General features: G+C 56.8%; 34 protein-coding genes. 18 read left to right on the top strand and 16 right to left on the bottom strand.

Translation table 11 applies throughout. From position 1 onward, the window contains the following. The 5 genes from ACNKH6_RS10535 to dut form a co-directional block, all read left to right on the top strand. The coding region (locus ACNKH6_RS10535) for a hypothetical protein (protein ID WP_417915515.1) at positions 1-240 on the top strand (240 nt) is incomplete at its 5' end. Positions 241-334: 94 nt separating this feature from the next. Then, positions 335-1537 carry an FprA family A-type flavoprotein gene (locus ACNKH6_RS10530; RefSeq protein ID WP_417915514.1) on the top strand — a complete coding sequence of 401 codons (1203 nt, stop codon included), beginning with the start codon at positions 335-337 and terminating at the stop codon, positions 1535-1537. 155 nt (positions 1538-1692) lie between these two features. Beyond that, positions 1693-3288: a GAF domain-containing protein gene (locus ACNKH6_RS10525; protein WP_417915513.1), complete on the top strand. Its 1596-nt coding sequence runs from the start codon at positions 1693-1695 to the stop codon at positions 3286-3288. A gap of 118 nt (positions 3289-3406) precedes the next feature. Beyond that, the gene (locus ACNKH6_RS10520) at positions 3407-3979 is read left to right on the top strand and encodes a hypothetical protein (RefSeq protein WP_417915512.1); all 573 of its coding nucleotides are present in this window, start codon (positions 3407-3409) and stop codon (positions 3977-3979) included. Beyond that, positions 3979-4437, top strand: coding sequence for a dUTP diphosphatase (dut, locus tag ACNKH6_RS10515; protein WP_417915511.1), 459 nt, complete (start codon positions 3979-3981; stop codon positions 4435-4437). The genes ACNKH6_RS10520 and dut overlap by 1 nt, the downstream gene beginning before the upstream one ends. A gap of 15 nt (positions 4438-4452) precedes the next feature. Here dut and ACNKH6_RS10510 read toward each other — a convergent pair whose 3' ends face one another. The 5 genes from ACNKH6_RS10510 to ACNKH6_RS10490 all read right to left on the bottom strand — a co-directional run bounded on the left by ACNKH6_RS10510 (position 4453) and on the right by ACNKH6_RS10490 (position 8195). Continuing rightward, complete coding sequence (locus ACNKH6_RS10510; RefSeq protein WP_417915510.1) at positions 4453-4986, bottom strand: tetratricopeptide repeat protein; 534 nt, start codon at positions 4984-4986, stop codon at positions 4453-4455. 134 nt (positions 4987-5120) lie between these two features. After that, positions 5121-5762, bottom strand: a complete 642-nt coding sequence (locus tag ACNKH6_RS10505; RefSeq protein WP_417915509.1) for a porin family protein — start codon at positions 5760-5762, stop codon at positions 5121-5123. A 164-nt stretch (positions 5763-5926) separates the two neighbouring features. Next, the gene (locus ACNKH6_RS10500; RefSeq protein ID WP_417915508.1) at positions 5927-6466 is read right to left on the bottom strand and encodes a 3-isopropylmalate dehydratase small subunit; all 540 of its coding nucleotides are present in this window, start codon (positions 6464-6466) and stop codon (positions 5927-5929) included. A 21-nt stretch (positions 6467-6487) separates the two neighbouring features. After that, a complete protein-coding gene (locus ACNKH6_RS10495) occupies positions 6488-7774 on the bottom strand; it encodes a 3-isopropylmalate dehydratase large subunit (RefSeq protein ID WP_417915507.1) in 1287 nt (428 codons plus the stop codon). Positions 7775-7868: 94 nt separating this feature from the next. Continuing rightward, positions 7869-8195, bottom strand: coding sequence for a hypothetical protein (locus ACNKH6_RS10490; RefSeq protein ID WP_417915506.1), 327 nt, complete (start codon positions 8193-8195; stop codon positions 7869-7871). A gap of 229 nt (positions 8196-8424) precedes the next feature. On the opposite strand from ACNKH6_RS10490, the gene ACNKH6_RS10485 reads away from it, so the two are divergent. Beyond that, complete coding sequence (locus tag ACNKH6_RS10485; RefSeq protein ID WP_417915505.1) at positions 8425-9720, top strand: bifunctional folylpolyglutamate synthase/dihydrofolate synthase; 1296 nt, start codon at positions 8425-8427, stop codon at positions 9718-9720. Then, entirely contained in the window at positions 9707-10018 is a 312-nt protein-coding gene (locus ACNKH6_RS10480) for an HNH endonuclease (protein WP_417915504.1), read from the top strand. The genes ACNKH6_RS10485 and ACNKH6_RS10480 overlap by 14 nt, the downstream gene beginning before the upstream one ends. Positions 10019-10081: 63 nt before the next feature. Here the strand turns inward: ACNKH6_RS10480 and ACNKH6_RS10475 are convergent, their stop codons facing one another. From ACNKH6_RS10475 to ACNKH6_RS10455, 5 genes are read right to left on the bottom strand one after another with little or no spacing between them, the layout of a single operon-like run. After that, positions 10082-10474: a YkgJ family cysteine cluster protein gene (locus tag ACNKH6_RS10475; RefSeq protein ID WP_417915503.1), complete on the bottom strand. Its 393-nt coding sequence runs from the start codon at positions 10472-10474 to the stop codon at positions 10082-10084. Beyond that, on the bottom strand, positions 10471-10968 hold the full coding sequence (locus ACNKH6_RS10470) for a thermonuclease family protein (RefSeq protein ID WP_417915502.1): 498 nt from the start codon (positions 10966-10968) through the stop codon (positions 10471-10473). The genes ACNKH6_RS10475 and ACNKH6_RS10470 overlap by 4 nt, the downstream gene beginning before the upstream one ends. Continuing rightward, complete coding sequence (gene elbB, locus ACNKH6_RS10465; RefSeq protein WP_417915501.1) at positions 10965-11618, bottom strand: isoprenoid biosynthesis glyoxalase ElbB; 654 nt, start codon at positions 11616-11618, stop codon at positions 10965-10967. Before elbB ends, ACNKH6_RS10470 begins: the two co-directional genes overlap by 4 nt. 22 nt (positions 11619-11640) lie before the next feature. Beyond that, a complete protein-coding gene (locus ACNKH6_RS10460) occupies positions 11641-12525 on the bottom strand; it encodes a DUF4062 domain-containing protein (RefSeq protein ID WP_417915523.1) in 885 nt (294 codons plus the stop codon). Between the two features lie 20 nt (positions 12526-12545). Next, positions 12546-12668 carry a hypothetical protein gene (locus ACNKH6_RS10455; RefSeq protein ID WP_417915500.1) on the bottom strand — a complete coding sequence of 41 codons (123 nt, stop codon included), beginning with the start codon at positions 12666-12668 and terminating at the stop codon, positions 12546-12548. A 143-nt stretch (positions 12669-12811) separates the two neighbouring features. On the opposite strand from ACNKH6_RS10455, the gene ACNKH6_RS10450 reads away from it, so the two are divergent. The 11 genes from ACNKH6_RS10450 (at position 12812) to ACNKH6_RS10400 (ending at position 21301) form a co-directional block, all read left to right on the top strand. Next, positions 12812-13375 carry a 4Fe-4S dicluster domain-containing protein gene (locus ACNKH6_RS10450; RefSeq protein ID WP_417915499.1) on the top strand — a complete coding sequence of 188 codons (564 nt, stop codon included), beginning with the start codon at positions 12812-12814 and terminating at the stop codon, positions 13373-13375. Positions 13376-13390: 15 nt separating this feature from the next. Further along, a complete protein-coding gene (locus ACNKH6_RS10445; RefSeq protein WP_417915498.1) occupies positions 13391-13816 on the top strand; it encodes a hydrogenase iron-sulfur subunit in 426 nt (141 codons plus the stop codon). A 26-nt stretch (positions 13817-13842) separates the two neighbouring features. Then, positions 13843-14511 (top strand): methylenetetrahydrofolate reductase C-terminal domain-containing protein, encoded by a 669-nt coding sequence (locus tag ACNKH6_RS10440; RefSeq protein WP_417915497.1) that lies wholly within the window; start codon positions 13843-13845, stop codon positions 14509-14511. A gap of 66 nt (positions 14512-14577) precedes the next feature. Beyond that, positions 14578-15192 (top strand): hypothetical protein, encoded by a 615-nt coding sequence (locus ACNKH6_RS10435; RefSeq protein ID WP_417915496.1) that lies wholly within the window; start codon positions 14578-14580, stop codon positions 15190-15192. Positions 15193-15460: 268 nt separating this feature from the next. Then, a complete protein-coding gene (locus tag ACNKH6_RS10430; protein WP_417915495.1) occupies positions 15461-16231 on the top strand; it encodes a dihydroorotate dehydrogenase electron transfer subunit in 771 nt (256 codons plus the stop codon). Continuing rightward, a complete protein-coding gene (locus tag ACNKH6_RS10425) occupies positions 16219-17151 on the top strand; it encodes a dihydroorotate dehydrogenase (protein WP_417915494.1) in 933 nt (310 codons plus the stop codon). The genes ACNKH6_RS10430 and ACNKH6_RS10425 overlap by 13 nt, the downstream gene beginning before the upstream one ends. Continuing rightward, a complete protein-coding gene (gene aroD, locus ACNKH6_RS10420; protein WP_417915493.1) occupies positions 17151-17840 on the top strand; it encodes a type I 3-dehydroquinate dehydratase in 690 nt (229 codons plus the stop codon). The genes ACNKH6_RS10425 and aroD overlap by 1 nt, the downstream gene beginning before the upstream one ends. 180 nt (positions 17841-18020) lie before the next feature. Then, complete coding sequence (gene eda / locus ACNKH6_RS10415; protein WP_417915492.1) at positions 18021-18659, top strand: bifunctional 4-hydroxy-2-oxoglutarate aldolase/2-dehydro-3-deoxy-phosphogluconate aldolase; 639 nt, start codon at positions 18021-18023, stop codon at positions 18657-18659. A gap of 131 nt (positions 18660-18790) precedes the next feature. Next, the gene (locus tag ACNKH6_RS10410; protein WP_417915491.1) at positions 18791-19360 is read left to right on the top strand and encodes a hypothetical protein; all 570 of its coding nucleotides are present in this window, start codon (positions 18791-18793) and stop codon (positions 19358-19360) included. 41 nt (positions 19361-19401) lie between these two features. Further along, positions 19402-19995, top strand: coding sequence for a hypothetical protein (locus ACNKH6_RS10405; protein WP_417915490.1), 594 nt, complete (start codon positions 19402-19404; stop codon positions 19993-19995). Between the two features lie 19 nt (positions 19996-20014). Beyond that, positions 20015-21301 (top strand): OmpP1/FadL family transporter, encoded by a 1287-nt coding sequence (locus ACNKH6_RS10400; protein WP_417915489.1) that lies wholly within the window; start codon positions 20015-20017, stop codon positions 21299-21301. A gap of 64 nt (positions 21302-21365) precedes the next feature. Here ACNKH6_RS10400 and ACNKH6_RS10395 read toward each other — a convergent pair whose 3' ends face one another. The 6 genes from ACNKH6_RS10395 to lepA form a co-directional block, all read right to left on the bottom strand. Further along, positions 21366-21737, bottom strand: a complete 372-nt coding sequence (locus tag ACNKH6_RS10395; protein WP_417915488.1) for a YraN family protein — start codon at positions 21735-21737, stop codon at positions 21366-21368. After that, a complete protein-coding gene (locus ACNKH6_RS10390; RefSeq protein ID WP_417915487.1) occupies positions 21700-21969 on the bottom strand; it encodes a hypothetical protein in 270 nt (89 codons plus the stop codon). The genes ACNKH6_RS10395 and ACNKH6_RS10390 overlap by 38 nt, the downstream gene beginning before the upstream one ends. Before the next feature lie 232 nt (positions 21970-22201). Next, positions 22202-22528, bottom strand: coding sequence for a hypothetical protein (locus ACNKH6_RS10385; RefSeq protein ID WP_417915486.1), 327 nt, complete (start codon positions 22526-22528; stop codon positions 22202-22204). Further along, on the bottom strand, positions 22515-22658 hold the full coding sequence (locus ACNKH6_RS10380) for a hypothetical protein (protein WP_417915485.1): 144 nt from the start codon (positions 22656-22658) through the stop codon (positions 22515-22517). The genes ACNKH6_RS10385 and ACNKH6_RS10380 overlap by 14 nt, the downstream gene beginning before the upstream one ends. Before the next feature lie 30 nt (positions 22659-22688). Then, positions 22689-23057, bottom strand: a complete 369-nt coding sequence (locus ACNKH6_RS10375; RefSeq protein ID WP_417915484.1) for a hypothetical protein — start codon at positions 23055-23057, stop codon at positions 22689-22691. Positions 23058-23273: 216 nt separating this feature from the next. Then, positions 23274-25067 (bottom strand): translation elongation factor 4, encoded by a 1794-nt coding sequence (lepA, locus tag ACNKH6_RS10370; protein WP_417915483.1) that lies wholly within the window; start codon positions 25065-25067, stop codon positions 23274-23276. Positions 25068-25107: the final 40 nt, after the last annotated feature.

Genomic DNA, 25107 nt, shown 5'->3' with positions numbered 1-25107 from the left:
GCGAAGTGTCATGCAGGATGCTCTGGGAACGCATTCCGGCTTCATATAAAACATGCCGGACTTTCAGTGGCTTTTGGAGCGCATATTGCAAAGTGGCTTCCAAAAGAGGCGCACAGCGGTGTCGGCAAAGAGACAGGGCAGACCTCTCATGTCGAACGACATGAACAACACCTGCCGCCAATCAAACGCCATATCTACTCAGAAAATTTTGTCATTTTTCAAAACAGCTTATTTTCATGAACTCGCAACACGCCTCTTTATTGTTCGCTACAATCTCAAGTTAAGGACATCGCTTACTACTTAACCACTACCAATTTCAGCAGGAGATTGACTGATGAGACCTGTCGAACTGAGAAAAAATATCTATTGGGTCGGAGCGGTTGACTGGCTGACCAGAGATTTCCACGGCTACTCCACCGAGCGGGGCACCACCTACAACGCCTATCTCATCGTCGGCGAGAAAGTCGCGCTGATAGACACGGTCAAAAGCGGCTACAGCCATGAGCTGCTGCACCGCATCCGTACTATCATTGATCCTAAAAAGATTGATTATTTGATCGTCAACCACGTGGAGATGGATCATTCCGGTGCCCTGCCGCAGATGGTGCGGGAAATTCAGCCGGAAAAGATCATCTGCTCGAAAATGGGGCAGAAAACTTTGGTGCAGCATTTTCACCAGCCGGACTGGCCCTATCATGTGGTCGCGCCCGGCGAGGAGCTGCGCCTTGGCCCGGACAAGACATTGAGCTTCCTTGAAACCCGGATGCTGCATTGGCCGGACTCAATGTTCACTTATCTGAAGGAAGACCAGATTCTCTTCTCCAGCGACGCGTTCGGCGAGCATTTGGCCACCAGCGAGCGCTTTGACGACGAGGTCAATCAGGATGTGCTGATGCACGAGGCGACCAAGTATTACGCCAACATCCTCACGCTGTACTCGCCCTTGGTGAAAAAGCTCATCGCCCAGGTCACGGACATGCACTTGGCGGTGAAAATGATCGCCCCGGATCACGGCGTGATTTGGCGGAAAAATCCGCAGAAGATCATTGACGCTTACTCGCGCTGGTGCGTCAACGAGAGCAACGGCAAGGCATTGATTATTTACGACAGCATGTGGCATTCCACCGAAATGATGGCCAAATCCATCGCCACCGGCTTGCAGGACAAGGGCATCAGCTACAAGCTGCTCAATTTGCAGGTCAATCACCACAGCGAGGTGATGTGCGACGTGCTGGAGGCGGGCGCGGTGGTGCTCGGCTGCCCGACGCTGAACAACGGGATGCTGCCGCGCATGGCGGGCTTCCTCATGTACATGCGCGGCCTGCGGCCCACCAACAAAATCGGCGCGGCCTTCGGCTCCTACGGCTGGTCGGGCGAAGCGGTCAAGCTGATGAACACAGCGATGAGCGAGATGAACTTCCGCCTCGTGCATCCCGGCCTGCGGGTGCAGTATGTGCCGGAGCATGGCCATCTCCAAGAGTGCGTCGAGCTGGGGCATACGGTCGGCCAAGCTCTGCTGGACGCGAAGGCGGCCTGATTTGCGGCTTGCCCTGCTCTCTTCTGTTGCCTTGCTCTGAACAGAATGGTAGAATGATTTTTAGCTGCGGAATTTGCGGCAGCTTTTTGATCGGCAGATTTTGAGTGTGCCGGAATATGTCATCTGTCCTCTCTGCCTTGAACCTGTTCTAAACGATGCTGGCCGATATCCTGCTGATTTCAGATCAGCGTGAACTGTGTCAGCAGGTGAGTGAGATACTCGGCGACTACGATGTCGACTGCTGCATGTCGTATGAGGCAGCCAGAGTCTGTGTGCATCAGCCCGTTCGGGTGATTTTAGTCACCGAGAATCTGAAAGGCACCAGCGGCATTGAGCTGTTTGACAAGCTGCGCGACACCCGGCCCGGAGTGATCGGTTTTTTGATCGTTGACCAAAGCGACGATATCACTCAGCTTTGTCCGGCGGCCATGGAAAGCGGTTTCTCCGGTCTGATTTCCTGCCCGATGAATCCCAGTGTCGTGCGGGAGAAAGTCAGCCGGGCAATGGAAGCCGCTGCCCTGCGCGAAGAAAATTCCCGCCTCCGTGCCCTGCTGCCGCTGTATGGCCTTGGGGAAAATTTTCTTTCCTCCACCAGCCCGCCGGACGTGCTCGAAAGCCTGCTGGATGTCATTTCAGACCAGACAGCGGCGGACAGCCTCTCGGTGATGCTCTACGACGAGGAGGAAGGCGTGCTGCGCATCGCCGCCTCGCGGGGCATTCCAGAAGAGATGATCGCAAAAATCCGCATCAAGCCAGGCGACAAAATCGCAGGCCGGGTTTTTGAGGAGCGCAAGCCGGTCATTCTCAATCAGGAGACGCAGAACGATTCCCGTTTCGCTGATTTGTTGAAGCGGCCTGAAATCGTCTCAGCGGTTTCCTTTCCGATGATCGTCCGCGACCGCATTCTCGGCGTGCTGAATGTCAGCTATACGGATGGCGACATCCGCTTCGCTGATTCGGACATCGAAATTCTTGGCATCCTCAGCACCCAAGCCGCGCTGGCCTTGGAGAACATCCGCACGCGGGAGTCTATGGCCCAAGAGGCTCGGCTCCAAGCTCTGCTGGAACAGTATGTGGCCCCGGAAGTGGCCAAGGTGCTGCTGGAGAGTGATGCCAATTTGATCCGGGGGCTGGGCGCGGTCAAAGAGGCGACTGTGCTTTTTGCCGACATCCGCAATTTCACCGGCATGGTGCAGCATCTGCCGCTGCCGGTGCTGCGCGATTTTCTCAATGAATTCTTTCAAGTGTTCACTGAGACCATTTTTGAATACCGGGGCACGGTGGACAAATTCATGGGAGATGCCGTGCTGGCGGTCTTTGGTGCGTTGATAGAGCTGGACAACGCCTCATGGACTGCGGTGGAAACTGCCTTGGCCATCCGCGAGCGTTTTGTTGCCTTGAAACAGGCATGGCAGAAGCGCGATAAGTTTTTTGACAGCATAGACCTTGGCTTTGGCATCACCCGGGGCGAGATGTTCATGGGCAATGTCGGTTCGGCCCGGCGGCTTGACTACACCGTGATCGGCACGGAAGTGAACATCGCCCAGCGCCTCGCCTCTGCCGCGACCTCCTTCCGCATCTATATCACGGATGCGGTGCGCAAGGATTTAGCCAGAAAAGCAGACCGGCAGGTGCTGATCGAAGATTTGGGTTCTATGACGCTGAAAGGCGTGCATTATCCTGTCTCCGCCTGCTGCGTTTTGGGATTTGCCCAAGACGGCGGCGCGGAAAAGTTCTGTCCTGCGCCATGAACAAGATTGGACTTGCGCAGCGTTCTGTTATACAATAATAAGCGCGCAGCATCGCAACTGCATGATGAACGGCGGGCGGAAAGCCGGAGAACGGCGGCCTGCTCAGATTGAACCACGCATGAAAGGGAAAAAAATGCAGAAAAAAACCTTGAAGCTGACCTTGCTCACTGCTGCGGCTCTCGCCGGTCTCCTGCTGAACGAGGCTGCAGCTCAGACCGAGATTCAGCGGAACAACAGTCCGGCAGCCATCGCTGCCGCCAGCAAAGCCACCGATAAAAAGGCCAACCGCACCTACCGCAGCACGCCTGATGGCGAAGGAGCTCTGACTGCCGAAATGATTGAGCAGTGCATCCGCCTGAATATGGATGTTGATTCCAGCTATGCCGCCATCGGCAAGGCCAAGGAGCAGTTTGACGCGCTTAACAAGGAGCTGACCGAGATGGGCGAACGGCTCAAGACAGCGAAAAACGAGGTGGATCAGAGCGGCAACTCGGCCCGCGCTGCCTATGATGCCAAGGTGCTGAACTACAATTCCCGCCTGCCGGAGCTGGACAAGCAGCTCGACCTCTACAAGCAGATGGTCAAAACCTACCAGGACAAGAGCGACAAATTTGACCGCGAGTGCAACAGCCAGCCATATTACGAGGATGACTACGCGGCAATGGTCAAAAAGATGGGCCGAGGCATGTGATGCCGCAGGAAGTTTCTGTGCAGTTCCGCTGGCTTCTGCCGCCAGAGCAGCGGAATATCCCCATGCCGCGATATGCTTCCGCGCAGGCGGCGGGCATGGATGTTGCCGCAGCCTGCGCGGAAGACGTTGTGCTCCAGCCCGGCGGCATTGAGCTTGTTCCTTCCAGTTTTGCCGCCGCCCTGCCAGAGGGCTTTGAGCTGCAAGTCCGGCCACGTTCCGGCTTGGCAGTCAAACACGGCATTACTGTGGTCAATGCGCCTGGCACGGTTGATGCCGATTATCGGGGCGAAATCAAAATCGCCCTGATCAATCTTGGCCGTGAGCCGTTCACCATCCGCCGGGGCGACCGCATCGCCCAGCTCGTTCTTGCCCCGGTCTGCCGCGCCTGCCTGCATGTCGTCGAGCTGCTGCCGGACAGCGAACGCGGCAGTGGCGGGTTCGGACATACTGGCCGGTGACATGCCGCATTTTCCTCAGGGCTGTTTCTGCTTCAGGCGGGCGCACACTTCCTGCGTGGCTTGGATATCAGGATGACCTTTTGGGAGCTGGGCAGAAAAAATCGCTGCCGCCCTCTGGCAGAACAAGCCAGCTTCAGGCAGCCTGCCCTGTTGCTCGCGCAGAAGTGCCATGCTGCGCAGGCTGAAGCCGGTGCCGGGATGGTCTTTGCCCAAAAATTCCTCACGGATGGCCAAAGCCCGCTGATGCAGCCGTTCTGCCTCGGCTAATCGGCCTTGCTGCTGCTGCAAATCAGCCAAACTGCTCAATCCCGCTGCGACGGACGGGTGGCTGCTGCCGAAAATTTTTTCCCATTTTGCCACTGCCCGTTGATAACCAATCTCTGCCTCAGCCAGTTTTCCTTGTTTCCGCAACTGCTCCGCCTGATCATACAGCATCACCGCCGCCAGTGGATGATCTCCGGGCACGGCTGCGGTTTCGGCGTGAAGATGACAGGGGGCGAGCAGATTCAAACAGACGGCCGCGCCGATCAGCAGGGTGCGCATCATCATTTTTTCCTCCGTTGACAAATTCATTTTTGGCAAACAGATTATCAAGGCATTTTTTTGCGCAGCAAGCAATATCGGCAGAAAAAAAGGCTGTCCAAACGGACAACCTTTTTTTTCTGTTCTGCCAACGCGTTCTGTCAATGCAGCTTGAAGACCATGCCGATTTCGCCGACCTTGTCTTCTGAATCAAAGTCATACGCTCCGCCGACAAAGCCAAGAATCTGCGGGTTGAACCAATAGCCGAGCTTGCCGGACACATTGACACTGTCATCGCTGTCAACGTTGAAGTAATCAAGACCGGCGCGGAGAAGAATTGCCTTGGTGGCTTCAAATTCCACGCCGCCGCCTGCGCCGAAACCGACATTGGTGTCATCCTCGCTGACTTTCACACCAAAGGCTGAGGCTTCAACTTCTGATTTGATCACCGCCAGTCCTGCTTTCAAATAAGGGTTGCAGCGCTTGTTTGGTCTGAAGAAATACACCAGATCGCCGCCGCCGCTCAAGGAATTGGTGTCAACCTCAATGCCCATGTCCTTGCCGTCCGCCCACGCATAATCAGCCGACAGGGCTAAATCCATATTGGCATTCAAGTTGATGTTGCCGAAGCCTTTCAGGCTGGTGGCATCATCAAATGCGTCCATGTCGTCGCCGAAAGAAATCATGCCCAGCGAGCCGCCGACATAATTTTTTCCCAGCAGGGTGTCAGCATGAGCTGCTCCGGCACAAGCGATGAACGCTGCTGCCGCGCCTGCTGCCAATACGCTCAATTTTTTCTTCATTTTCCACTCTCCTTTTAGGGTTATGTTGCAAGGGCAGCCCGCCGGACAAATAAATGCGCCATGCCCAGCCGCTGGCTGTCACCGTAATTGTATCTCGTGCGCCGCGCTCCGTCAATTGCCGCGCCGCCTCTTGTTCAGCACAGATTGGCGGCGGAAATTCATGGTTAATACTTCCCGTCCGCATAGGCCAGCCAGCCGCCCGCAGCCACCAGCTCTTTGTCAAAGGCGTTCATTGCGAAGGAGCAGGTGGCCATGCCGCCTGTGCTGCTCTGCGCGGTGACGATGTTCAGCTTCAAATCCACTACGACCTTCACGGCCCCGCCTTTCCGGTTCAAACCGAACAGCCGGTCAATGTCCGCTTTGGCCAGCTCGACCGCGAGGATGCCGCAGTTGAACATGTTCTGGCGGAAGATGCGGGCGAAGCTCTCGCCGATGACCACGTTGATGCCGTTGACCTCCAAGGCCCAGACCGCGTGCTCGCGCGACGAGCCGCAGCCAAAGTTGGAACGCGTCACCAGCACCTCGGCAGCCTGGAAAGCCGGAGCTTTAGTGTCAAACTCCTTGCCGTCGAGAATGAGGTCTTCCAGCAGATGCGGCTGCAAGGCGCGTTTCGTGATCTCGGTCAGATACTTGGCCGGGATGATCTCGTCGGTGTTGATGTCGCTGCGGTCAATAAAGTAGGCGCAGCCGCCGAATTGCTTCATAGCGTCGTTCTCCTGCGGAAATCAGTTGAGGAATTGAGCCGGGTCGGTGATGACACCGGTCACAGCGGCGGCGGCAGCGGACAATGGACTCATCAGATGCACCATGCCGCCTTTGCCCATGCGCCCGTTGAAGTTGCGGTTGGTGGTCGAGGCGCAGGATTCGCCTTCGGCCAGCACGCCGCTGCTCATGCCGAGACAAGCTCCGCAGGTGGGATTGAGCACGCAGAAGCCCGCGTCCATGAAGACCTTGATCAGCCCTTCGTCCAATGCTTGGGAGTAGATGGCGGGCGTGGCGGGCGTGAGGATGCCGCGCACCGTGTCGGCAATCGTCCGGCCACGCAGCACAGAGGCAGCGGCCCGTATGTCTTCAATGCGGCCATTGGTGCAGGAGCCGATATAGACCTGATCTATTTTGGCGCCAGCCAGTTCGGCAATGTCTTTGACCTGATCCGGCTTGTAGCCGTGCGTGACCTGCGGCTTGAGGTTCGACACATCCAAGCGCAGAACGCTGGAGTAGACTGCGTCCGCATCGGAATGCCATTTACGGAAAGACTCCGCCGCCGCGTCCACCGAGGCATATTCGCCCTGAATGAACGGCCAGAGGTATTCCGCCGTGGTCTTGTCCGGCAGACAAATGCCGGAGGTTGCGCCAGCCTCAACCGCCATGTTGCAGAGCGTCATGCGGGAGGACATGTCCATGCCTTCCACCACCGGGCCGCAGAACTCCATCACTTTGTCCGTGGCCCCGTTGACGGTGAGCTGCTTGATGATGTTGAGGATGACATCTTTGGCATACACGCCTTTTGGCAGGCTGCCAGTGATTTCAATCTGCATCGTCTCAGGAGCGCGGAAGGCGCACACGCCTTTCAATATGCCGACCTCCAGATCCGTGGTGCCCACGCCAGCAGCGAATGCTCCGAACGCTCCGTGCGTGCAGGTGTGCGAGTCGCCCATAATGACCGTGTTGCCAGGGCGGATAAAGCCTTTCTCCGGGAAGAGCGCATGGCATACGCCGTTGCGGCCCACGTCAAAGAAATCCTTGATGCCATGCCGCCGCGCCCAGTCGCGCATGATCTTAGCCTGCATCGCGGTCTTGGAGTCCTTGGCCGGCGTGACATGATCAATCACCGCCTTGATCTTGCTGGGATCAAAGACCCGGTCTTTCCCTTTCTCCATCAAATCCATGATGGCTATCGGCGTGGTGATCTCGTGGCACATGACCACGTCGATGTCCAGCACCATGCTGCCCGGCGCGGGCGTGTCGCGCAGGTGGGCGGCGAATATCTTTTCAGCGATGGTTTGACCCATTGTGTGTTCTCCGCAAAAAATAACGTAGGAGCAGCCTCCTGCGGCTGCCCGCATAGAAGAAAATGAGAAGAAGGACAGGCACGGGGGCCTGTCCCTACTTGCTCTTAGCTTTATTGATGGCCGCTTCCAGCTCTTGAAACTGCCCTTTGTCCGAAAGTCTGATCACATAAGCGGTTGAGGCCGTGCAGACTGTCACCGCCGCGCAAGGAACCTTCCTCTTGCAAACAGCAAGCCATGCTGCTGGCACAAGACAGAGAAGGCTGCACAGGGGATGGAGCAAGAGAATCAGCAGCACGCCAAGAACGAGCAAAGGCCACACGAGCACAGGGAGCCGCTCTTCTTCTGTCAGCTTGGCCGACAGAATCTTGCGCAGTTCAAACTTCCCGGCTTCCGTGATCAGAAACTGCTCGGTGAGCCGCATTGTCTCCTTCCCGGCTGAAGCCTGCAACGACGGAACTGTATAATACCTTTCTCCTGCGGATTTGGCAACCGCCCGCCGCCGTGCAGGTTATCGCTGCCCAAAAAGAGCTGAAGCCGCAGCCTCGTTGCAGGGCCACACTTTTTGCTCTATACTGACACGCACTGCGTTCTCTGCTGGGGGCAGGCTCCTGCCTGACTTCAGCATTTTTTTCTCTGATTCGCGTGGAACCATGAACTATCAGCAGGCGTGGCAGTTTCTCGATCAGCTTCAGTTTTTCAAGATCAAGCTGGGGCTGGATTCCATGAACCGGTTTCTAGAACGGCTGGGCAATCCGCAGCACAGCCTGCGCTGTCTGCATATTGCCGGCACCAATGGCAAAGGCTCGGTTGCTGCTGCCCTGCACGCCCTGCTCACCGCAGCGGGCTATAAAACCGGCCTTTACACCTCGCCGCATCTCAGCTCGGTGCGCGAGCGGTTCAAAATCGGCGATGCGCATATCGGCAAAGAGGACTTCGCCCGCCTGCTTGGCCACATTGAGGCCGTGCTCGACGGCGGCCAGATCACCTATTTTGAATGCACGACCGTGCTGGCCTTTCTCTGGTTCGCCGAGCAGCAGGTGGATTTCGTGGTGCTGGAAACAGGCATGGGCGGCAGGCTGGATGCCACCAATGTCATCACCCCGCTGGTCTCGGTCATCACCAATGTCAGCATGGATCATGAGCAGTATCTGGGCACTACGCTGGCCGCGATTGCCGGGGAGAAAGCGGGCATCATCAAGCCGGGCGTGCCGGTGGTTTCCGCTGTTGCTGATGACGAATCAGGCCGGGTGATCCGTGAAACCTGCGCCTGGCGGAAGGCTCCGCTGCATCTCTTTGGCCGTGATTTCAGCGGCACAGGCGCAGGAAATGACCGCTGGCAATATGACGGGTTAGATGGGCTGCATTTAGCTGCCTTGCCCATGCCGCTGCACGGGGCGCATCAGATCAGCAACTGTTCGCTGGCCTTAGCGACGGTGCAGCTCCTGCAACGGCAGGGCTGGCCAGTCAGCGACGAGCAAATCCGCAGCGGCCTTGCCCAAGTCCGCTGGCCGTGCCGCTTGGAGTATTTCCGCACCGCCGAAGGACAGCAATTCCTTTTGGACGGAGCGCATAATCCGGCTGGCGCAGCGGTGCTGGCGCAGACTCTGCGCAGCAGTTTTCCCCGCCGCCGCCTGCTCCTTGTCTGGGGAGCGATGGCCGACAAAGACATCCGCACCACCCTGCGCGAGGTTGCGCCGCTCGCCGATCTGATCATTCTGACCAAGGCGGCGGAATCAGAACGGGCCGCCAGCCCGGAGCAGCTTGAGGCGGTGCTGTCCGCCGCTCTTTGGGAGAAAGCCCGGCACGCCGCCTCAGTTCCCGCCGCCTTGGCGCAGGCCCGTGCTCTTGCCGCCCCGGACGACCTGATCTGCATTTCCGGCTCGCTGTATTTGGTCGGCGCAGCCCGGCAGCTTCTGCTTGGAGGGCTGACTGATGCGGAGGAATAGACAGAATGATGAGCTGGACAATTTAAGCTTCGGCGTGGACGAAGCCTTCATCCGCGCTGAACGCAACAAAGCCAGAGACCTGCGCCGCAGCCAATGGTGGCAGCAAAAGATTGCGCCCGGCCTGTGTCAGTATTGCCAGCAGAAATTTCCGCCCAGCGAGCTGACGATGGATCACGTGGTGCCGCTTTCCCAAGGGGGCCGCTCCGTCAAAGGCAACCTTGTCCCCTGCTGCAAAAATTGCAACAGCGCAAAAAAATCCTCCCTTCCTCCTGAGCTGGAAGAGGTGCTGTTCCGGTGAGTGCAGCTTTTTTTGCTGGCATCCTCACCCGGCAGATTCTTTTCCATTGCATTTTCATCCGATTTATTCGTGTTCCAGCAGCTGGCGGAAGACGGCGCAGAATTCCTCCCAGCTCAGATTTTGATTGATGCCGGGGCAGGATTCGCGGATGGCGCGGAAGTTGTTTTCATCCGTGAGAATGCTGGGATGCAAAGGCCACTGGCCGCAACGCCACGGGCGGCCCTCATGCACCGTGCAGCCCTGCTCCGGGCTGTAGAAAATGCAGTGGTGGTCAACGATCTTCATCTGCACCACGCCCTTGGTCACGCGCCAGTATTTCGCCTCCATCTCCTCGCGGCTCTGGCCGAGCTTGGCTGTCATCCGCGCCTGATCGTCCGCATCCAAGGAAACTGTGGTTTCGCCCTGACAGCAATAACCGCAGCGGGCGCAGGTGAAAATGTCGGACAGGCTGCTCATCGCGGGTTCCTCGCTCTCCATTCCCACGGCGGCAGCGGATTTCGTTCCCGCCACAGACCGGCCCGCTTGCTTTTCGCCAGCCGTTCCAGCTCGCGCAGCTCGGTGCAAAGCGGCTGCCGCGTGCAATAAGCGGCATAAAACCAGGCATGGCCTTCGCGCACCAGCTCGCGGTTGAGCAGCTTGCCGCCGCTGCTGACCAGCCCGACCGTGCGGCCATATCTGTCCCTGTCCACGTTTTCAACCTCCACAGTTCTGCCGAGAACCTGCTCGGTGAACTGCATGGCCTGCTGCCCAGAATTTTGCCGTTTTTCCGGGCAGTCCACGCCGTACAGCCGCACTTTGACGATCTCCCGGCCTTGCTGCACCTGGAGCGTGTCGCCGTCAGAAACTTTCACCACCTGCCCTTGCCAGCCATAAGCCGATTCTGCCAGCGGCAGCAGACAGAGCAGTGCTGCGCCAATGATATTCCGCATTTTTTCCTCTTTGGTTGTCACATCAGCTCCAACAGAGCTTGAATCAGTTTGTCCGCGCCCGCGCCGATTTGGTCAACCCGCGAATCAAGCATGTAGCAGGGCGTGGTCACAATTTTATTGGCGCGGTCAACCGCGATTTCGCCGTGCAAGGTCGGGGCGTGGCTGCCGCCCATTTTGGCGATGTTTGCGGCGGTCTCCGCGTCCTGCCCGGCAGTGACGGTCACGCTGCCCAGCACTTTGGCAAGGATGACCGGAGCGATGCAGAGCGCGCCAATCGGCTTGCCTGCCGCGTGCATGGCTTTGATGGCCCGCGCCACGTCCGGGTTGACCGCGCAGTCCGGGCCGTCAAAGGCGTAGGTGCAGAGATTTTTTGCCGCGCCGACTCCGCCGGGAATGACCAAGGCATCAAAATCAGCAGCGTTGAACTGCGCCAAGTCCTTGATCCTGCCGCGAGCAATGCGGGCCGCTTCAATCAGGACATTGCGCTGCTCCGGCATCTCTTCGCCAGTGAGATGGTTCAGCACGTGATGCTGCGTCACATTCGGAGCGAAACATTGATATTCAGCCCCGTTCTTGTGGACAGCCCAAAGGGTCAGCGTGGCCTCGTGTATTTCCGCGCCGTCGCGATGGCCGCAGCCTGCGAGGATGACGGCAATTTTTTTATTGGACATGAATTATCTCCATTAAAGACTGTCATGCAGAAAAATGATCTTTCTCGTTGCAATCTGTACTATTTTCCAATAGATATCTGGTAAGAAAACTGCGTCCATCATCTGTAAGATAAAAAGAACCATTGTAGTTAATAAGGCCGATCATACAGAGGAATCCTCCTTCTTCATCTTTTAACCCAGAAATATATGTTCCATTGACATGGAACTTTACTTCAACAAAAACAGATGACAACCCTTTTTTATCAAGGATGTTCTTGAGCTGGGCGAAGGTTAACCCACATATAATTGGCTCTGGCTGATTATCGGATAGCTGTTCACGTAATTGTGCATTTTCTTTGCTCAGTCTGGTTATTTCATCTGCAAGGCCTGAAATATCCGCCTCTTGCTGCGGACGCATCCACCCCAGCAAATCTTCTCGGCGGGAAAGCTGCGCTAAGGTTTCGCCAATCGTAATCTTGATATCCTTGTAATCTTCCCAAAATCGAACCATTTTAGTTAGAACTTGCGTCCGAAATTCTTTCAGCTTATGCAGGTTCTCCGTTTCAAGGAAAGCTGTCCCGTGTTCCTTCACGCGGCTTTCAATCGCAGAATCTTTAATAACGCAAGAGAACAACGGCTTTTCTTGACTTACCGCATATTCATACTCTAACTGGGTATAACTTTTCCCTGTATTCGGATCAATGCTGCCGTAGCGCCCGCCAAGAATTAGCAAATATACATCGGATTCATCAATCCACTGTTTGATTGCCTCCATCTGCGATTCATCGCCAGATGTGAATAGTTCCATACCCGCCGGAATATGCCCGGAAGTAAGAATGGCTTCAACTGCAGCCTGCCGTTCTTTAATCAAATCGCTGTAGGTTGACGATACAAAAACTTGAAGGCGTTTTTTGATGAAATTAACCATTTTCAAGAAAATGTTGTCGTTTATCGGCTGCCGCAGCCCGCGAGAATTACGACGATTTTTCTGCTGCGCACAAAATCATCCTGCAAATTCACAAGAATGTGCTCGACGCAGCTTGCCCGCGCCGTAAAATATAGCAGCTTCATGGCGGAAATGCTCCTGAAATAAGTCCTGCTTTGGCTCAAGCCTTTCGTTGACAAAACCGCCTGAATAAGGTACTTATGCGTTCTCCATCTGCGTATTTCTGCATTCAATCTTCATTCCATATATTTTTTTCCAAGGTGGCGGTATGTCTCTTCACGTCTTCGCAGCAAGCCCTGGCTTCAGTGCCGAAGTGGCTGCTGAACCCGGCGGCGGGCATTTGAATGCCTGCTTCGCCTGCGGCGCGTGCTCCGGCGCGTGCCCGGTGAGCATGGCAGTTCCGGCGTATGATCCCCGTAAAATCATCCACATGATCCGGCTGGGCATGGAGGAGCGGCTGCTCTCCTCCGACCTGATCTGGTACTGCTCCGGCTGCCGGAGCTGCGTGCCGGTCTGCCCGCAGAATGTCGGTTTTGCCGACATCATGGCTGTGCTGCGCAAGCTGGCCCTGAAAAAGGGCTATGTCACCGAGGCCCAGCTCGTGGAGAAAGGCAAGGCCGCCCAGGTGCAGCGCGACCTCTGCGTCTCCTGTCTGACCTGCGTCCGCGTCTGCCCGTGGGGCATTCCCAAAATTGATCAAGGCGGCGTGGCGCATATTGATCCGACCGAATGCCGGGCCTGCGGCATCTGCGCGGGCGAATGCCCGGCTCAGGCGATTCGGCTCAATCGGGCGGAAGACGAGCGGCTGCTGGCCGCCTGCGGCGCAAACTAAAACCTCTGGAGCACGATGATGAGTTTCACACCGGACATACGGCTGTTCACCTGCCATTACGCCTCCCAGCAGAGCTGCGCCGAAGGCGGCACGGTTTTAAAAAGTTTGAATTTTCCCGCCAGCATCACCATCACCCGCTTGGTCTGCACCGGCAGGCTGGAAGAGCGCGACCTGCTCCGGGCTTTTGAAGACGGGGCCGACGGCGTGTATGTGGTCGGCTGCCCGACAGAGAGCTGCCACAATGTCAAAGGCAGCCAGCGGGCGGCCAAACGGGTTGCCTCGGTGCAAAAAGCTCTTGCCGAGCTGGGCGTTGCGCCAGATCGTTTGCGCATGTATCATGTCGAGCGCGGCCTGCATCCTGCGTTCATCGCTGCTGGCGAGGAGATGGATGCGCTGATCCGCAGGTTGGGGCCAAGTCCTTTCTGCCGCAAGGCGGCTTGATTCACCTTTTTGGGAGATATATTGCCATGATAGTTGCTGAACGGAAGCCGCTGGACGAAATCATCACCATGGTGCGGGACTGCGGCAGGATACTGGTGCTGGCCTGCAAAGGCTGCGTCACCGTCTGCTCGGCAGGCGGCGAGCGCGAGGCGGAGATACTGGCCTCGCTGGTCCGCCTTGGCTTGCAGAAATTAGGCAAAAACGCGGAAGTCACGACTGCCGCGCTCGTCCGCCAGTGCGACAAGGAGTACATTGACAGCCTTGATCAGCACCAAGGCAAATACGATGCCATTCTCTCCACAGCCTGCGGCGTGGGCGTGAACTTCATCGCCAACCTGCGGCCCGATGACCGGGTTTTTCCTGCCCTCAACACCACCTTTTTCGGCGGTTCCGCCGAGCAGGGCGTGTGGAAAGAGATGTGCGCAGGCTGCGGCCACTGCGTGCTGCATTTCACCGGCGGCCTTTGTCCGGTGGCCCGCTGCGCAAAAAGCCTGATGAACGGCCCCTGCGGCGGTTCGGCCAATGGCCGCTGCGAGATCAACACCGAGACCGACTGCGTCTGGCAGATGATTTACGACCGCATGGGCAGGCTGAAGCGGCAGCATGAGCTGACTGCATCTGCGCCTGTCCGCGATTGGTCAACAGCCGGACATGGCGGGCCAAGGAAGCAAGTGCGGGCGGATTTGACGGTGTGAGATAACAAAACAGGGATTCAGTCTCTTCAAGCTGAATCCCTTGTTCTTTATTTCTACAAAGAGATCATGCCCTACAGCGATTTCGATCTGAAAGCCGTCAAGCAGAAGCTCGGCGTGCATCTGCTTGAGCAGCAGGGCTTGTTTGCAGGTGCGCCAAATGCTGCTCTTCGTCCGGCATTTATCGAGATTCTGCAAGAGAATGTGCCGTTGGCTCGCGCTGTCAACACGGAGAAAGCCCGTTCTGAGCTGATCATTTCCCCCGTGCTCGTGGAGCTGCGGAAGATGCTCAAGCACAGTGTCAGCCTCTTCTCCGGCATTGAGTTCAATGTTGACAAAGAAAAGGGGCTGAACGGCTTCTGTGATTTCATCGTCAGCGCGTCGCCGGAGCAGCTCATGCTGAACAGCCCAGTTATTGCCGTGGTTGAGGCGAAGAATGAAAACATCATCGGCGGGCTTGGGCAGTGCATCGCGGAAATGGTCGCGGCGAAGCTGTTTAATGAGGCGGAAGGTGAGAACAAAAATATCGGAGGCGGCATCTACGGTGTTGTCACCACAGGAACGGCTTGGAAATTCCTGCAAATGGAAGCGTGGAATGTGATGATTGACTTGGATGAATATGGGATTGAGCAGCCGGAGAAGATTCTTGGTATTCTGTTGGCAATGGCGAATACTAATTGCTGACAGCTTTGACGGGAGGAACAGTAATGTCGCAACAAATTCTTTTGTGGATTCTGGATAAAGTTGTTTTAGCAATTTGATAAAATTTGGAATGACGAAAACACTCAATTTCTTCGCTTCCGCATTTACGCCCGCCACTCTGTTTCCGGTTTTGGAACGTTCGCCAGCAAGGATTACCGACTGAAGCGCAATTCGATCAAAGAAGGCGAGTTCTCGAAAGGCGATACTTTTGAAATTGCGTAACTCACGTTGTGCAATTGAACGTTTAAATATGCTTCCATTACAACAGCAAAGCCGCATCCTCGCCAACGACCGCCTGACCGCCGATGTCTTCCGGCTCACCATCCATGCGCCGGAGATCGCCGCAGCGGCATCTCCGGGCCAGTTCGTCATGGTTCAGGTCAGCAGCAGCCTTGATCCGCTCCTGCGGCGGCCTTTTTCTATCCACAGCCGGAGCGCGGACGGCAGCCTCAGCCTGCTGTTCAAGGTGATCGGCAAAGGCACGGCCCTGCTGGCGCAAGCCAAGCCCGGCGATGAGATTGATCTTCTTGGCCCGCTGGGCAAAGGCTTTGATCTGACCGCCGCTGAAAAGCCTGTTTGCCTGATTGGCGGCGGCATGGGCATTGCCCCGCTGCTTTTTCTCGCGCAAGAACTGCCCGGCAAAAAATACGCCCTGCTTGGCGCGCGCAACCGCGACGAACTGGCCCCATTGGCTAAACTCTTCGCCGACATCGGCTGCGCAGTGCAGCTTGCCACGGATGACGGCAGCCTCGGTCATCACGGTTTCATTCCCGACTTGCTCGACGCAGTGCTGCCGGACGTGGGCCAAGTCTGCACCTGCGGCCCCAAGCCGATGATACGCAGCGTGGCCAGCAAATGCCGTCACGCCGGAACGCCTTGCCAAGTCTCGGTGGAAACCCACATGGCCTGCGGTATGGGAGCCTGTCTCGGCTGCGTCCTGCCCGGCGCGGACGGGCGGCAGGTGCACGTCTGCACCGACGGCCCGGTCTTCAACGCGGAGGAACTGGCATGGCAGCTCTGAAACCTGATCTGAGGGTGCAAATCGGCCCGCTGGAGCTGCGCAATCCTGTGCTGACCGCCTCCGGCACCTTTGGCTATGCGAAAGAATTCGCGCCATTCGTCAACCTGAATCGGCTCGGCGGCATCATCGTCAAGGGCATTTCGCTGGAGCCGCGACCGGGCAATCCGCCGCCGCGTATTGTTGAGACTGCCTGCGGAATGCTCAACGCCATCGGCTTGGAGAATGTCGGCGTTGACCGTTTCATCAGTGAGAAAATGCCGTACCTGCGCACGCTGGCCGCGCCGCTGTTCGTCAATATTCTTGGCGACTCGGTGGAAGACTACCGCGAGCTGGCCAGCCGCTTGGACGACGTGCCGGGCATCAGCGGCATCGAGGTCAACATTTCCTGTCCGAACGTGAAAAAGGGCGGCGTGGCTTTCGGCTCGTCTCCAGAGATGGCAGGGGCAGTGACAAAGGCGGTGCGCACCGCAACCAAGCTGCCGGTCATTGTCAAACTTTCGCCCAATGTCAGCGACATCACCGTGATGGCCAAGGCCGTGGAAGCGGCGGGCGCGGACGCGGTCTCGCTGATCAACACCCTCATCGGCATGGCGATCAACGCGGAAACGCGCAGGCCACGCCTGGCCAACATCATCGGCGGCCTCTCCGGCCCGGCGATCAAGCCCATAGCCCTGCGCATGGTCTGGCAGACAGCGCGGGCGGTCTCCATTCCAGTGATCGGCATCGGCGGCATCGGCACTGCGGAAGACGCGGTGGAATTTCTGCTGGCCGGAGCAAGCGCGGTGCAGGTCGGCACAGCCAATTTTTACGATCCCTCGGCAGCGGAAAAAATCGTCGCCGGGCTGGAAGCGTATTTGCAGCGGCATAGCGAAGAGCGGATCAGCAATCTGATTGGCGCATTGGACGCAGGAGGGAAGTGATGGAGCTGGGCAAAATTTGCGTCTCCTTGGCCGGAGCGGATGCGGCGGCAATTTGCGAGCAGGCGCGGCAGGTTGCGGATCTGGCTGATGTGCTGGAAATCCGCCTCGACAGCATGGCTGCGCCGGAGCCGGAGAAGTGCTGCTCGCTGCTGCGCAAGCCGCTGCTTTTCACCAACCGCCCGACCTGGGAAGGCGGCCAGTTCGCCGGCAGCGAGGAGGAGCGCATTGTCCAGCTTTTGGAGGCGGTGCGGCTGCGGGCGGCATATATTGATCTGGAGCTGCGGGCGGCTTTGGCGGGCCGTCACCGTCTGCTTGACGCCATGCAGGACAGCCCGACTCGGATGATCATCTCCTGGCATGATTTTGCAGGAACTCCAGCAGCATTGGAGCTGACCGAAGTGCTCCATCAGATGATGGCCAGCGGAGCGCATATCGGCAAAATAGTCACCATGGCGCACAGCCCAAACGATGTGCTGCGCGTGCTGGCCCTGCTTGAGCAGGCGCGGGCGGCGGGTTTCTGTCTGAGCTGCTTCTGCATGGGCGAGGCTGGCCGCATCAGCCGTTTAGCCACGCTCTATCTCGGCGGCTACATGACCTACGCTTGTTTGAACGAAGCGCAGGCTACCGCGCCCGGCCAAATTTCCGCAGCCCGGCTGCGGGAGATTGCTTGCCTGATTTACAAAAGCTGACTGATTGCTGTCTAAGTCATACATGATTCATGTTAGTGGCTCTTGTATTTTCTGGAAGCCGGGGGCGCAAATTCCGGCTTGCTGCTGCTGACGGAGAGCGCGGAATACGATATAATGGCGGGGCGGACGCAGAAGTTCGCCCCATTTTTTTCAAAACACAAAAACACGCAGGAGCATGGCATGGCACAGGAGCGCGGCAGATTGTCTCCATTGGAAATACTCCACACCGGGCCGGTAGTGCCGGTCGTGGTGCTGCGCAATGCTGAACATGCCCTGCCGCTGGCCAAGGCTTTGCTCGCAGGCGGCATCCGGGTGCTGGAAATCACCCTGCGCAGCGGGGCCGCGCTGGATGCCATCCGCCGCATCGGCATGGAGCTGCCGGAACTGATCGTCGGCGCAGGCACCGTGCTGACTGCGGACGATCTCCGCTCTGTGGCGCAGGCAGGCGGCAAGTTCGCCATCAGCCCTGGTCTGACCCCGACTTTGTATGCTGCCGCTCATGACGGCCCGATTCCGCTGATTCCCGGTGTCGCCACGCCGTCCGAGCTGATGCTGGCGCAGGAGCGCGGTTTCACCGAGTTGAAATTTTTTCCGGCAGAGGCGGCGGGCGGCGTGGCGATGCTCAAAGCCCTGCAAGGGCCGTTTCCCCGGATCACCTTCTGTCCGACTGGCGGCATCACGCAAGAAAATTGCAAAAATTATCTCGCGCAGGCGAATGTGGCCTGCGTCGGCGGCTCATGGATTGCGCCGCCGGAATTGATTGAGAAGGGAGAATGGGGCAGTATCGTCAAACTGGCGGCGCTGGCTGCTGGCCGGTGAAGCGGCCAAAAAAAGGTTTCGATTGACAGGCCGGGCGTTCCCTTTTAAGCTGCATTGCTGGAAGTGCGCGGTCTGCTCAAGGCCTCGCGGCTGTTGCCATAAAACGTCAACCAAATGGGGGATGAGAGGGTATGAAAAGAAAAAAAATGCTTGGCCTGGTCTGCGGTCTGCTGCTTGCTGTTCCTGGCGCAGCGATGTCACAGTCCTTCGGCACGGGCATGGATGCGGGCGAGGTGGCTGACAAAATTGCCAGATCGTCTGTGCGCACCATTTACACCAACCTGCGCAAAGAAGGCATTCCGTGGAAAACCATCCGCGACCAGTACATGCCGGGCATTCTGACCAAGTCCCTGCGCACTGTGCAGCGCGGCTACACCAGCGAGGCGATTCTGAACGATTTTCTGCCGACCTTGCTCCGCTCCTACTACAGCGAGATTGACCAAATCAACCGGGAGAATCACTTCACCTGCGTTGAACAGACCTTCATTGTCAAAACCATCGTGCCGTTCATTAAAGAGTGCGAGATGCAGCTGGGGCCGTGGCGGATCAGCGTCACACAAGTTGTTGACATGGTGCTGAATGTTTCGTATCCGTACCAAGTGTGCAGCACCGGCTGCAGGAATAAAGTGCGGAGCGAGTTCTCGTCGACCTTCAGCTACAATTTCCCCGCTTCCAGATTCGGCAAAATCTGCGCTGAATGAGCACTCAATCACCTCAATTGAAGAACAAGGAGCCGGTTGACATGAACAAGAAGGCAATTTTCGGCGCGCTGCTGGCCGCCGCCCTGCTGCACGGACCTGCGGACGAGGCTGCCGCCGCCCAGAACAGCAGCTTCTATAAAATGGCGAAGAAAACCTCTTCGACGCTTGTTTCCAGCTCATGGAACAGCCTTGGGCGAGACTGCCACAAGGCGGATACGTTAGTGCAGATCATCGGCGACGGGGTTGACCGTGTCACCAGAGACCTGCGCAACCGCCGCTTTAAAGGCCAGATGGCGGTGGATTTCGGTAACGGCTACATTGACGGTCTGGTCGGCACCTTGGATGACATTGTCAACCAGTGCTCGAACGAGTGCAGCATCATCGGCAACGCCTCCGGCAGATGGTCGTCGGAAATTTTCTGCGCGGTGTCTGATGTCATTGGCAGTTCGGCAAAATTTGACGGCCTGACAGACCGGCCGAACATCGTCTGCGGCGAAGCCTATCGCATGAGCTGCGAGTCCACGTTTGTCGGACGCTGCAACGAAATTTGCCCGCAGTACACCAAAGGCGGCAATTTTGACAGCTACTATCCCGCCAGCCGGGGCGGATGCTGCTCATATGATGTGAAAGACTGAGCAGATGGAGAAAAAAAACATGGCCTATCAAAAAAACGTTGTTCTGCTGACCGCCTGCGCGGCCACGCTCTGCCTGAGCGGCATGGCGCAGGCCAATCCGCACGCCCTGAGCAGCAGCGGCCATTGGGCGCTCCACCTGCCCTTTGACCTGGAGCCGTCGGAGCTGACGGGCGGCCGGTATCTCGGCATGGGCAATGCTGCTGCCGCAGTCGCCGATGATGTGCGGGCCGTTGGCCTGAATCCGGCAGGACTGTCCGGCCTGCGCACCATGCAGTTTGCCGCCGACCTCAGCTATTCGTCCTATGAAAAGGACTATATGGACACCTATGCCGCCGTCAACAACATCGGCTTGGGACCAGAGCTGGGAGAAATCAGAACCTTTGACGACAGCCTTGGCGATCTGTCCTTTGCCGGAGCGGCCATGCCGGTGATTCCCGACAAGCTGACCGCTGCTGTCTATTACCGCAGTTCAGCGTTCACCGGCAGCGATACCCAGAATTCCGGGCCGCAGGCTGTGCTCGACGGCTTGGTGCTCCAGCAGAATATTTCGGAAAAAAATATCGAAGAATACCGAAAGAACAGCTACGGGCTTGCCGCCGCTTTTAATTACAGCCGACAGCTCTCTTTCGGCATGACGGCCAGCTTGGAAACGCTGAACACTGATCTGCGCGAAATGTGGACCAGCAACACCTACATTGGCAGCACCCGCAACAGTTCCAGCAGCTACGGCGGCACCATCGAAGGTGACGACAAAGATTACGGCTTCAGCGTCGGTGTGCTGTTCAAGCCGTCGTCCGATCTCTCCGCCGCTGCCTCGTACCGCAAGGGCAGCTCATTCAGCATTGATTACCGCAGCATGGAGTCCGCCTGCTCTTTTGGCAACTGCTACAATGCCGCTGAAAATTCGCAGGCCGCCTTTGACACCCCGGATATCTGGACTCTTGGCGTGGGCTGGAATCCGGCTCCTGACTGGCTGCTTTCCGCACAGACCGACTGGGTGGAATACTCCGCGCTGGCTGATGCCAGCACCAGCGGCAACACGCTGGATGAGGCCATTGACGACGGCGTGATTCTCCGCTTTGGCGCGGAAAAAACCTTTGCCATGTCCAACGGGCTGGCCTGTCAGCTCCGGGCGGGCTTCTTCCGCATCCCGGATCATGACGGCTTTCAGGCAATTGACTCCGACCAGCTGCACTACACGCTGGGCGGCGGCATGAACTGGAACAAGCAGCTCCGGCTGGATTTGGGCGCAAGCATATCCGAAGACACCTTCAACAGCCTGCTGTCGTTGACCTACAATCTGTAAGTACCCGTAGGGGCGAAAAATTTTTCGCCCCTACATCTCGCATACTCCTTCCCGCAGCAGTCTTTCAGTCCAAGCCCCCGCAGTCAAAGGCGTTGCGCAGCAGCTCCACCCGGAACGAATCTTTTTCAGCAAAGACAGCGGCCACATCAAAACGCAGCGGCATTTCCAGCCCGTGCGCGGTCAGGTATTCCAGCGCGGCAGCAGCCAGCCTGCGCTGCTTGCGCAAATCCACTGCCTCGAAAGGACTGCCAAACTTGCCGCTGCGCCGGGTTTTCACCTCAACTACGACCAGGCAGCCGCCGTCTATGGCGATGATGTCAATTTCCCCGGAAGGCAGGCGGCAGTTGCGCTCGGCAACCGTCCAGCCCAGCCGCTCTAAATGGCGGGCCGCTGCTTCCTCACCGGCTTGGCCGGTTCTTTTGCCGGAAGGATTCAAGGGCATTTTGGGAAAGAAGGAATTTTTTGCTTTGTGCAGCGTATTTCTTTGTATTATTAGCCATATCGCTGACTTGATAATCAAAGGAGCCGCAGCAGTCCTGTGTCAGCGATTTGAGCTTGTCGTAGAAGTCGACCTCGGCAAGCTGCAGCTCGCAGTGCAGCTCAATCCGGCCCGGCGTTGGGTAGTTGTAGGTGATGTTCTCGCCGCGTTTCTCCACGCAGAGGTTCATCAGGCCGCCAAGATTGTCCCCCGCTGCTGTTTAGTTTGAGGGCAGAGATGCAATTGCAGATTGAACATGTTTTTCCTCATTGGCGGCGGCGAATTATTGCTGCTCCGCCATCTTGCGTTTCAGGTCGTCGTAATTTTTCTGATAAAGATCAAGGTATGGATGATAGGAAATTTTTTCTTCATGATGGCGATAGCCTTATGGTTGATGCAAATGGCACATCATCCAGAACAATCTATTTTTCTATAATGCACTGTGCCAAATTGGAGATCATAGACTGCGAAATCACCTTTATCACCTTTGCGTGCTTCTGGAATAATGAACAACATTTTCCCACTAAAATAAAAGACTGTCGGTCACCAATTGGTGAACCGAATATTGCCATTCTTAGACTTTTTTTATCAATCTTCTGGAGAATATCCTCCAATACGTCATTGCTTTTTTTCTCTGCAACTATATCGCGCTCAAGGTTCTTGTCCTTCAGCGCAATTTTGTACTGCCGCATATAGGGCTGCGCCTTTTCGATCTGGGCTTCAGGAATCAACCTTTTATAACTGCTCAAGGGCCGCTCCTGCCGCCTTGCGGCGCGACAGCTCCTCCTTCCAGCTTTTCTCTGTGTCGGCAAATTTTTCCTGCACATTTTTTAACTGCTGTTCTAAAAGTGCACGCTGTCCGGCATCGGCATTCTGCATCCTGCGGACAATCTCATCCGCCAGCTTCTTCTATCCTTCCTCGTACTGCTCCTTATTGAGACCATAATTATTGACAGTGACTTCACCAGGGCCGGTGTTGTTCACCGAAACATTTTGATTGTCCCCACTGCGTTCGGCAGCAGGCTTCGCGCCTTTTCCTTCATCCGCGCCAGCCTTGCCGCTGCTCTTCCAACTCAGCAGCAAACCGCCTGCAATAGCCAGCAGGGCCAGCACAAAGGCAAAATTCATCCCTTTGTGCAGCAGCCGCTCCATTGCTGTGCCGGAGAGCTTCTTGTTGTTGAGAAATAACGGCTTGATCAAGGCCGCGAAAAGAAAAAGGCCGAATCCGGCAAGCACCAAAGGGTGCTGCAACGCCTCAATCCATTTGTCAACATTCATCGCCGATGTCTCTTTGTCCTACAGGGGTGAAAAATAATCCACTGCGCCTGCCAGAAAGCATATTTTTTATACCTTTTCATCCAAAAAATATATGAGCAAACAGTCCGCGTCTATTTCCTCATATATTTTTCCTATTAAAAGATAGTCGCGGACTATGAGCAGATATAAAAAATATACTTTCTCATAGTCCGCGACTGATTCTTTCTCTGTCCCGCCTCAATGCTCCGTCTTCAGCACGGACAGAAAGGCCGACTGGGGAATGTCGACATTGCCCACGGTTTTCATCCGCTTTTTGCCCGCCTTCTGCTTCTCCAGCAGCTTGCGTTTGCGGCTGATGTCGCCGCCGTAGCATTTGGCCGTGACATCCTTGCGCAAGGCCGAGATGTTCGTCCGTGCCACCACGTTGCCGCCAATGCTGGCCTGAATGGCAATTTTGAACATCTGGCGGGGAATCTCCTCCTGCAAACGCTCGCAGGCAGCCAAGCCGCGCTCCCGCGCCCTCACCCGGTGCGTGAGCTGGGACAGCGCATCCACCCGCTCGCCGTTCACCAAAATATCCAGCTTGACCAGATCGCTGGCGCGGTAGTCAATAAGCTGATAATCAAAGGAGCCGTAGCCCTGGGTCAGCGACTTGAGCTTGTCGTAGAAGTCGTAAATGACCTCCGCTAAGGGCAGTTCGCAGTGCAGCTCAATCCGGCCCGGCGTGGGGTAGTTGTAGGTGATGTTCTCGCCGCGTTTTTCCACGCAGAGGTTCATCAGGCCGCCCATGTAGCGTTCCGGGATGAGGATGTTGGCCTTGATGAACGGCTCCTCGACCTGCTCAATGGTGCTGGGATCAGGGAAATAGGATGGGTTGTCGATCATCTGCACCACGCCGTTCTGGAGGGTGATGCGGTATTTGACCGAAGGCACGGTGAGAATGATGGAGATGTCGAACTCGCGCTCGATGCGCTCCTGAATGACTTCCAGATGAAGCAGGCCGAGGAAGCCGCAGCGGAAGCCAAAGCCTAAGGCTGCCGAGGAATCCTTTTGGAAGGTCAGCGAAGCGTCGTTGAGCTGGAGTTTTTCCAAGGCAGCGGCCAGCTCCTCGTAATCGTCGGCGGAAATGGGATAAATGGAAGAAAAGACAACCTGCTGCACTTCTTTGAAGCCGGGCAGGGCGACAGCGCAAGGGTCGTCCTTTCTGGTGATGGTGTCGCCGGGCTTGGCATCAGACAGGGTTTTAATCCCAGCAATGACATAGCCGACCTCGCCTGCTGACAGGATGTCCTTCTGGTTGCGGGTGATCTGAAACCAGCCCACTTCCTCGACTTTATATTCCGAGCCGTTGTGCATGAAAACAATCGTGTCGCCCGGCTTGAGCGTGCCGTTGACTATGCGCACGGAAATGACCGTGCCCCGGTAGGGGTCGTATTTCGCGTCAAAAATCAGGGCTTGCAGCGGAGCCTCAGGGTCGCCCTGCGGTGGCGGCAGGTATTTGACGATGGCCTCCAGAATATTTTCCACACCAAGGCCTGTTTTTGCCGAGCATTTCTGCACGGTCTCCAAGCTCAGGCCGAGATCGTGGCTGATCTCATGGGCCACCTTTTCTGGTTCAGCGGCAGGCAGGTCAATCTTGTTGATCACCGGAATAATTTCCAAATCGTTCTCCATCGCCAGATAGAGGTTGGCGAGGGTTTGCGCTTCCACGCCTTGGGCCGCGTCAACTAAGAGCAAAGCACCCTCGCAGGCGGAGAGGGCACGAGAGACCTCATAACTGAAGTCCACATGGCCGGGGGTGTCGACCAGATTAAGGACATACTGCTGGCCGTCCTTGGCCTTGTAAGGCAGGCGCACGGTCTGGCTTTTGATGGTGATGCCGCGCTCCCGCTCAATGTCCATGTTGTCCAGAAGCTGATCTTGGAATTCCCGCGCCGTGATCACGCCGCAGAGCTGAATGAGACGGTCGGAGAGCGTTGACTTGCCGTGGTCAATATGGGCAATCACGCTGAAGTTGCGGATGTTTTTCATATTCTCTTGTATCTTGTCTGAAAAGGGGGTATTCTTGGCC

The sequence above is a fragment of the Candidatus Electronema sp. JM genome, assembly GCF_048287415.1.
Taxonomy (GTDB): domain Bacteria; phylum Desulfobacterota; class Desulfobulbia; order Desulfobulbales; family Desulfobulbaceae; genus Electronema.
The sequence above is the reverse complement of the archived record's forward strand: the minus strand, read 5'-3'. Positions and strand labels throughout refer to the sequence as shown.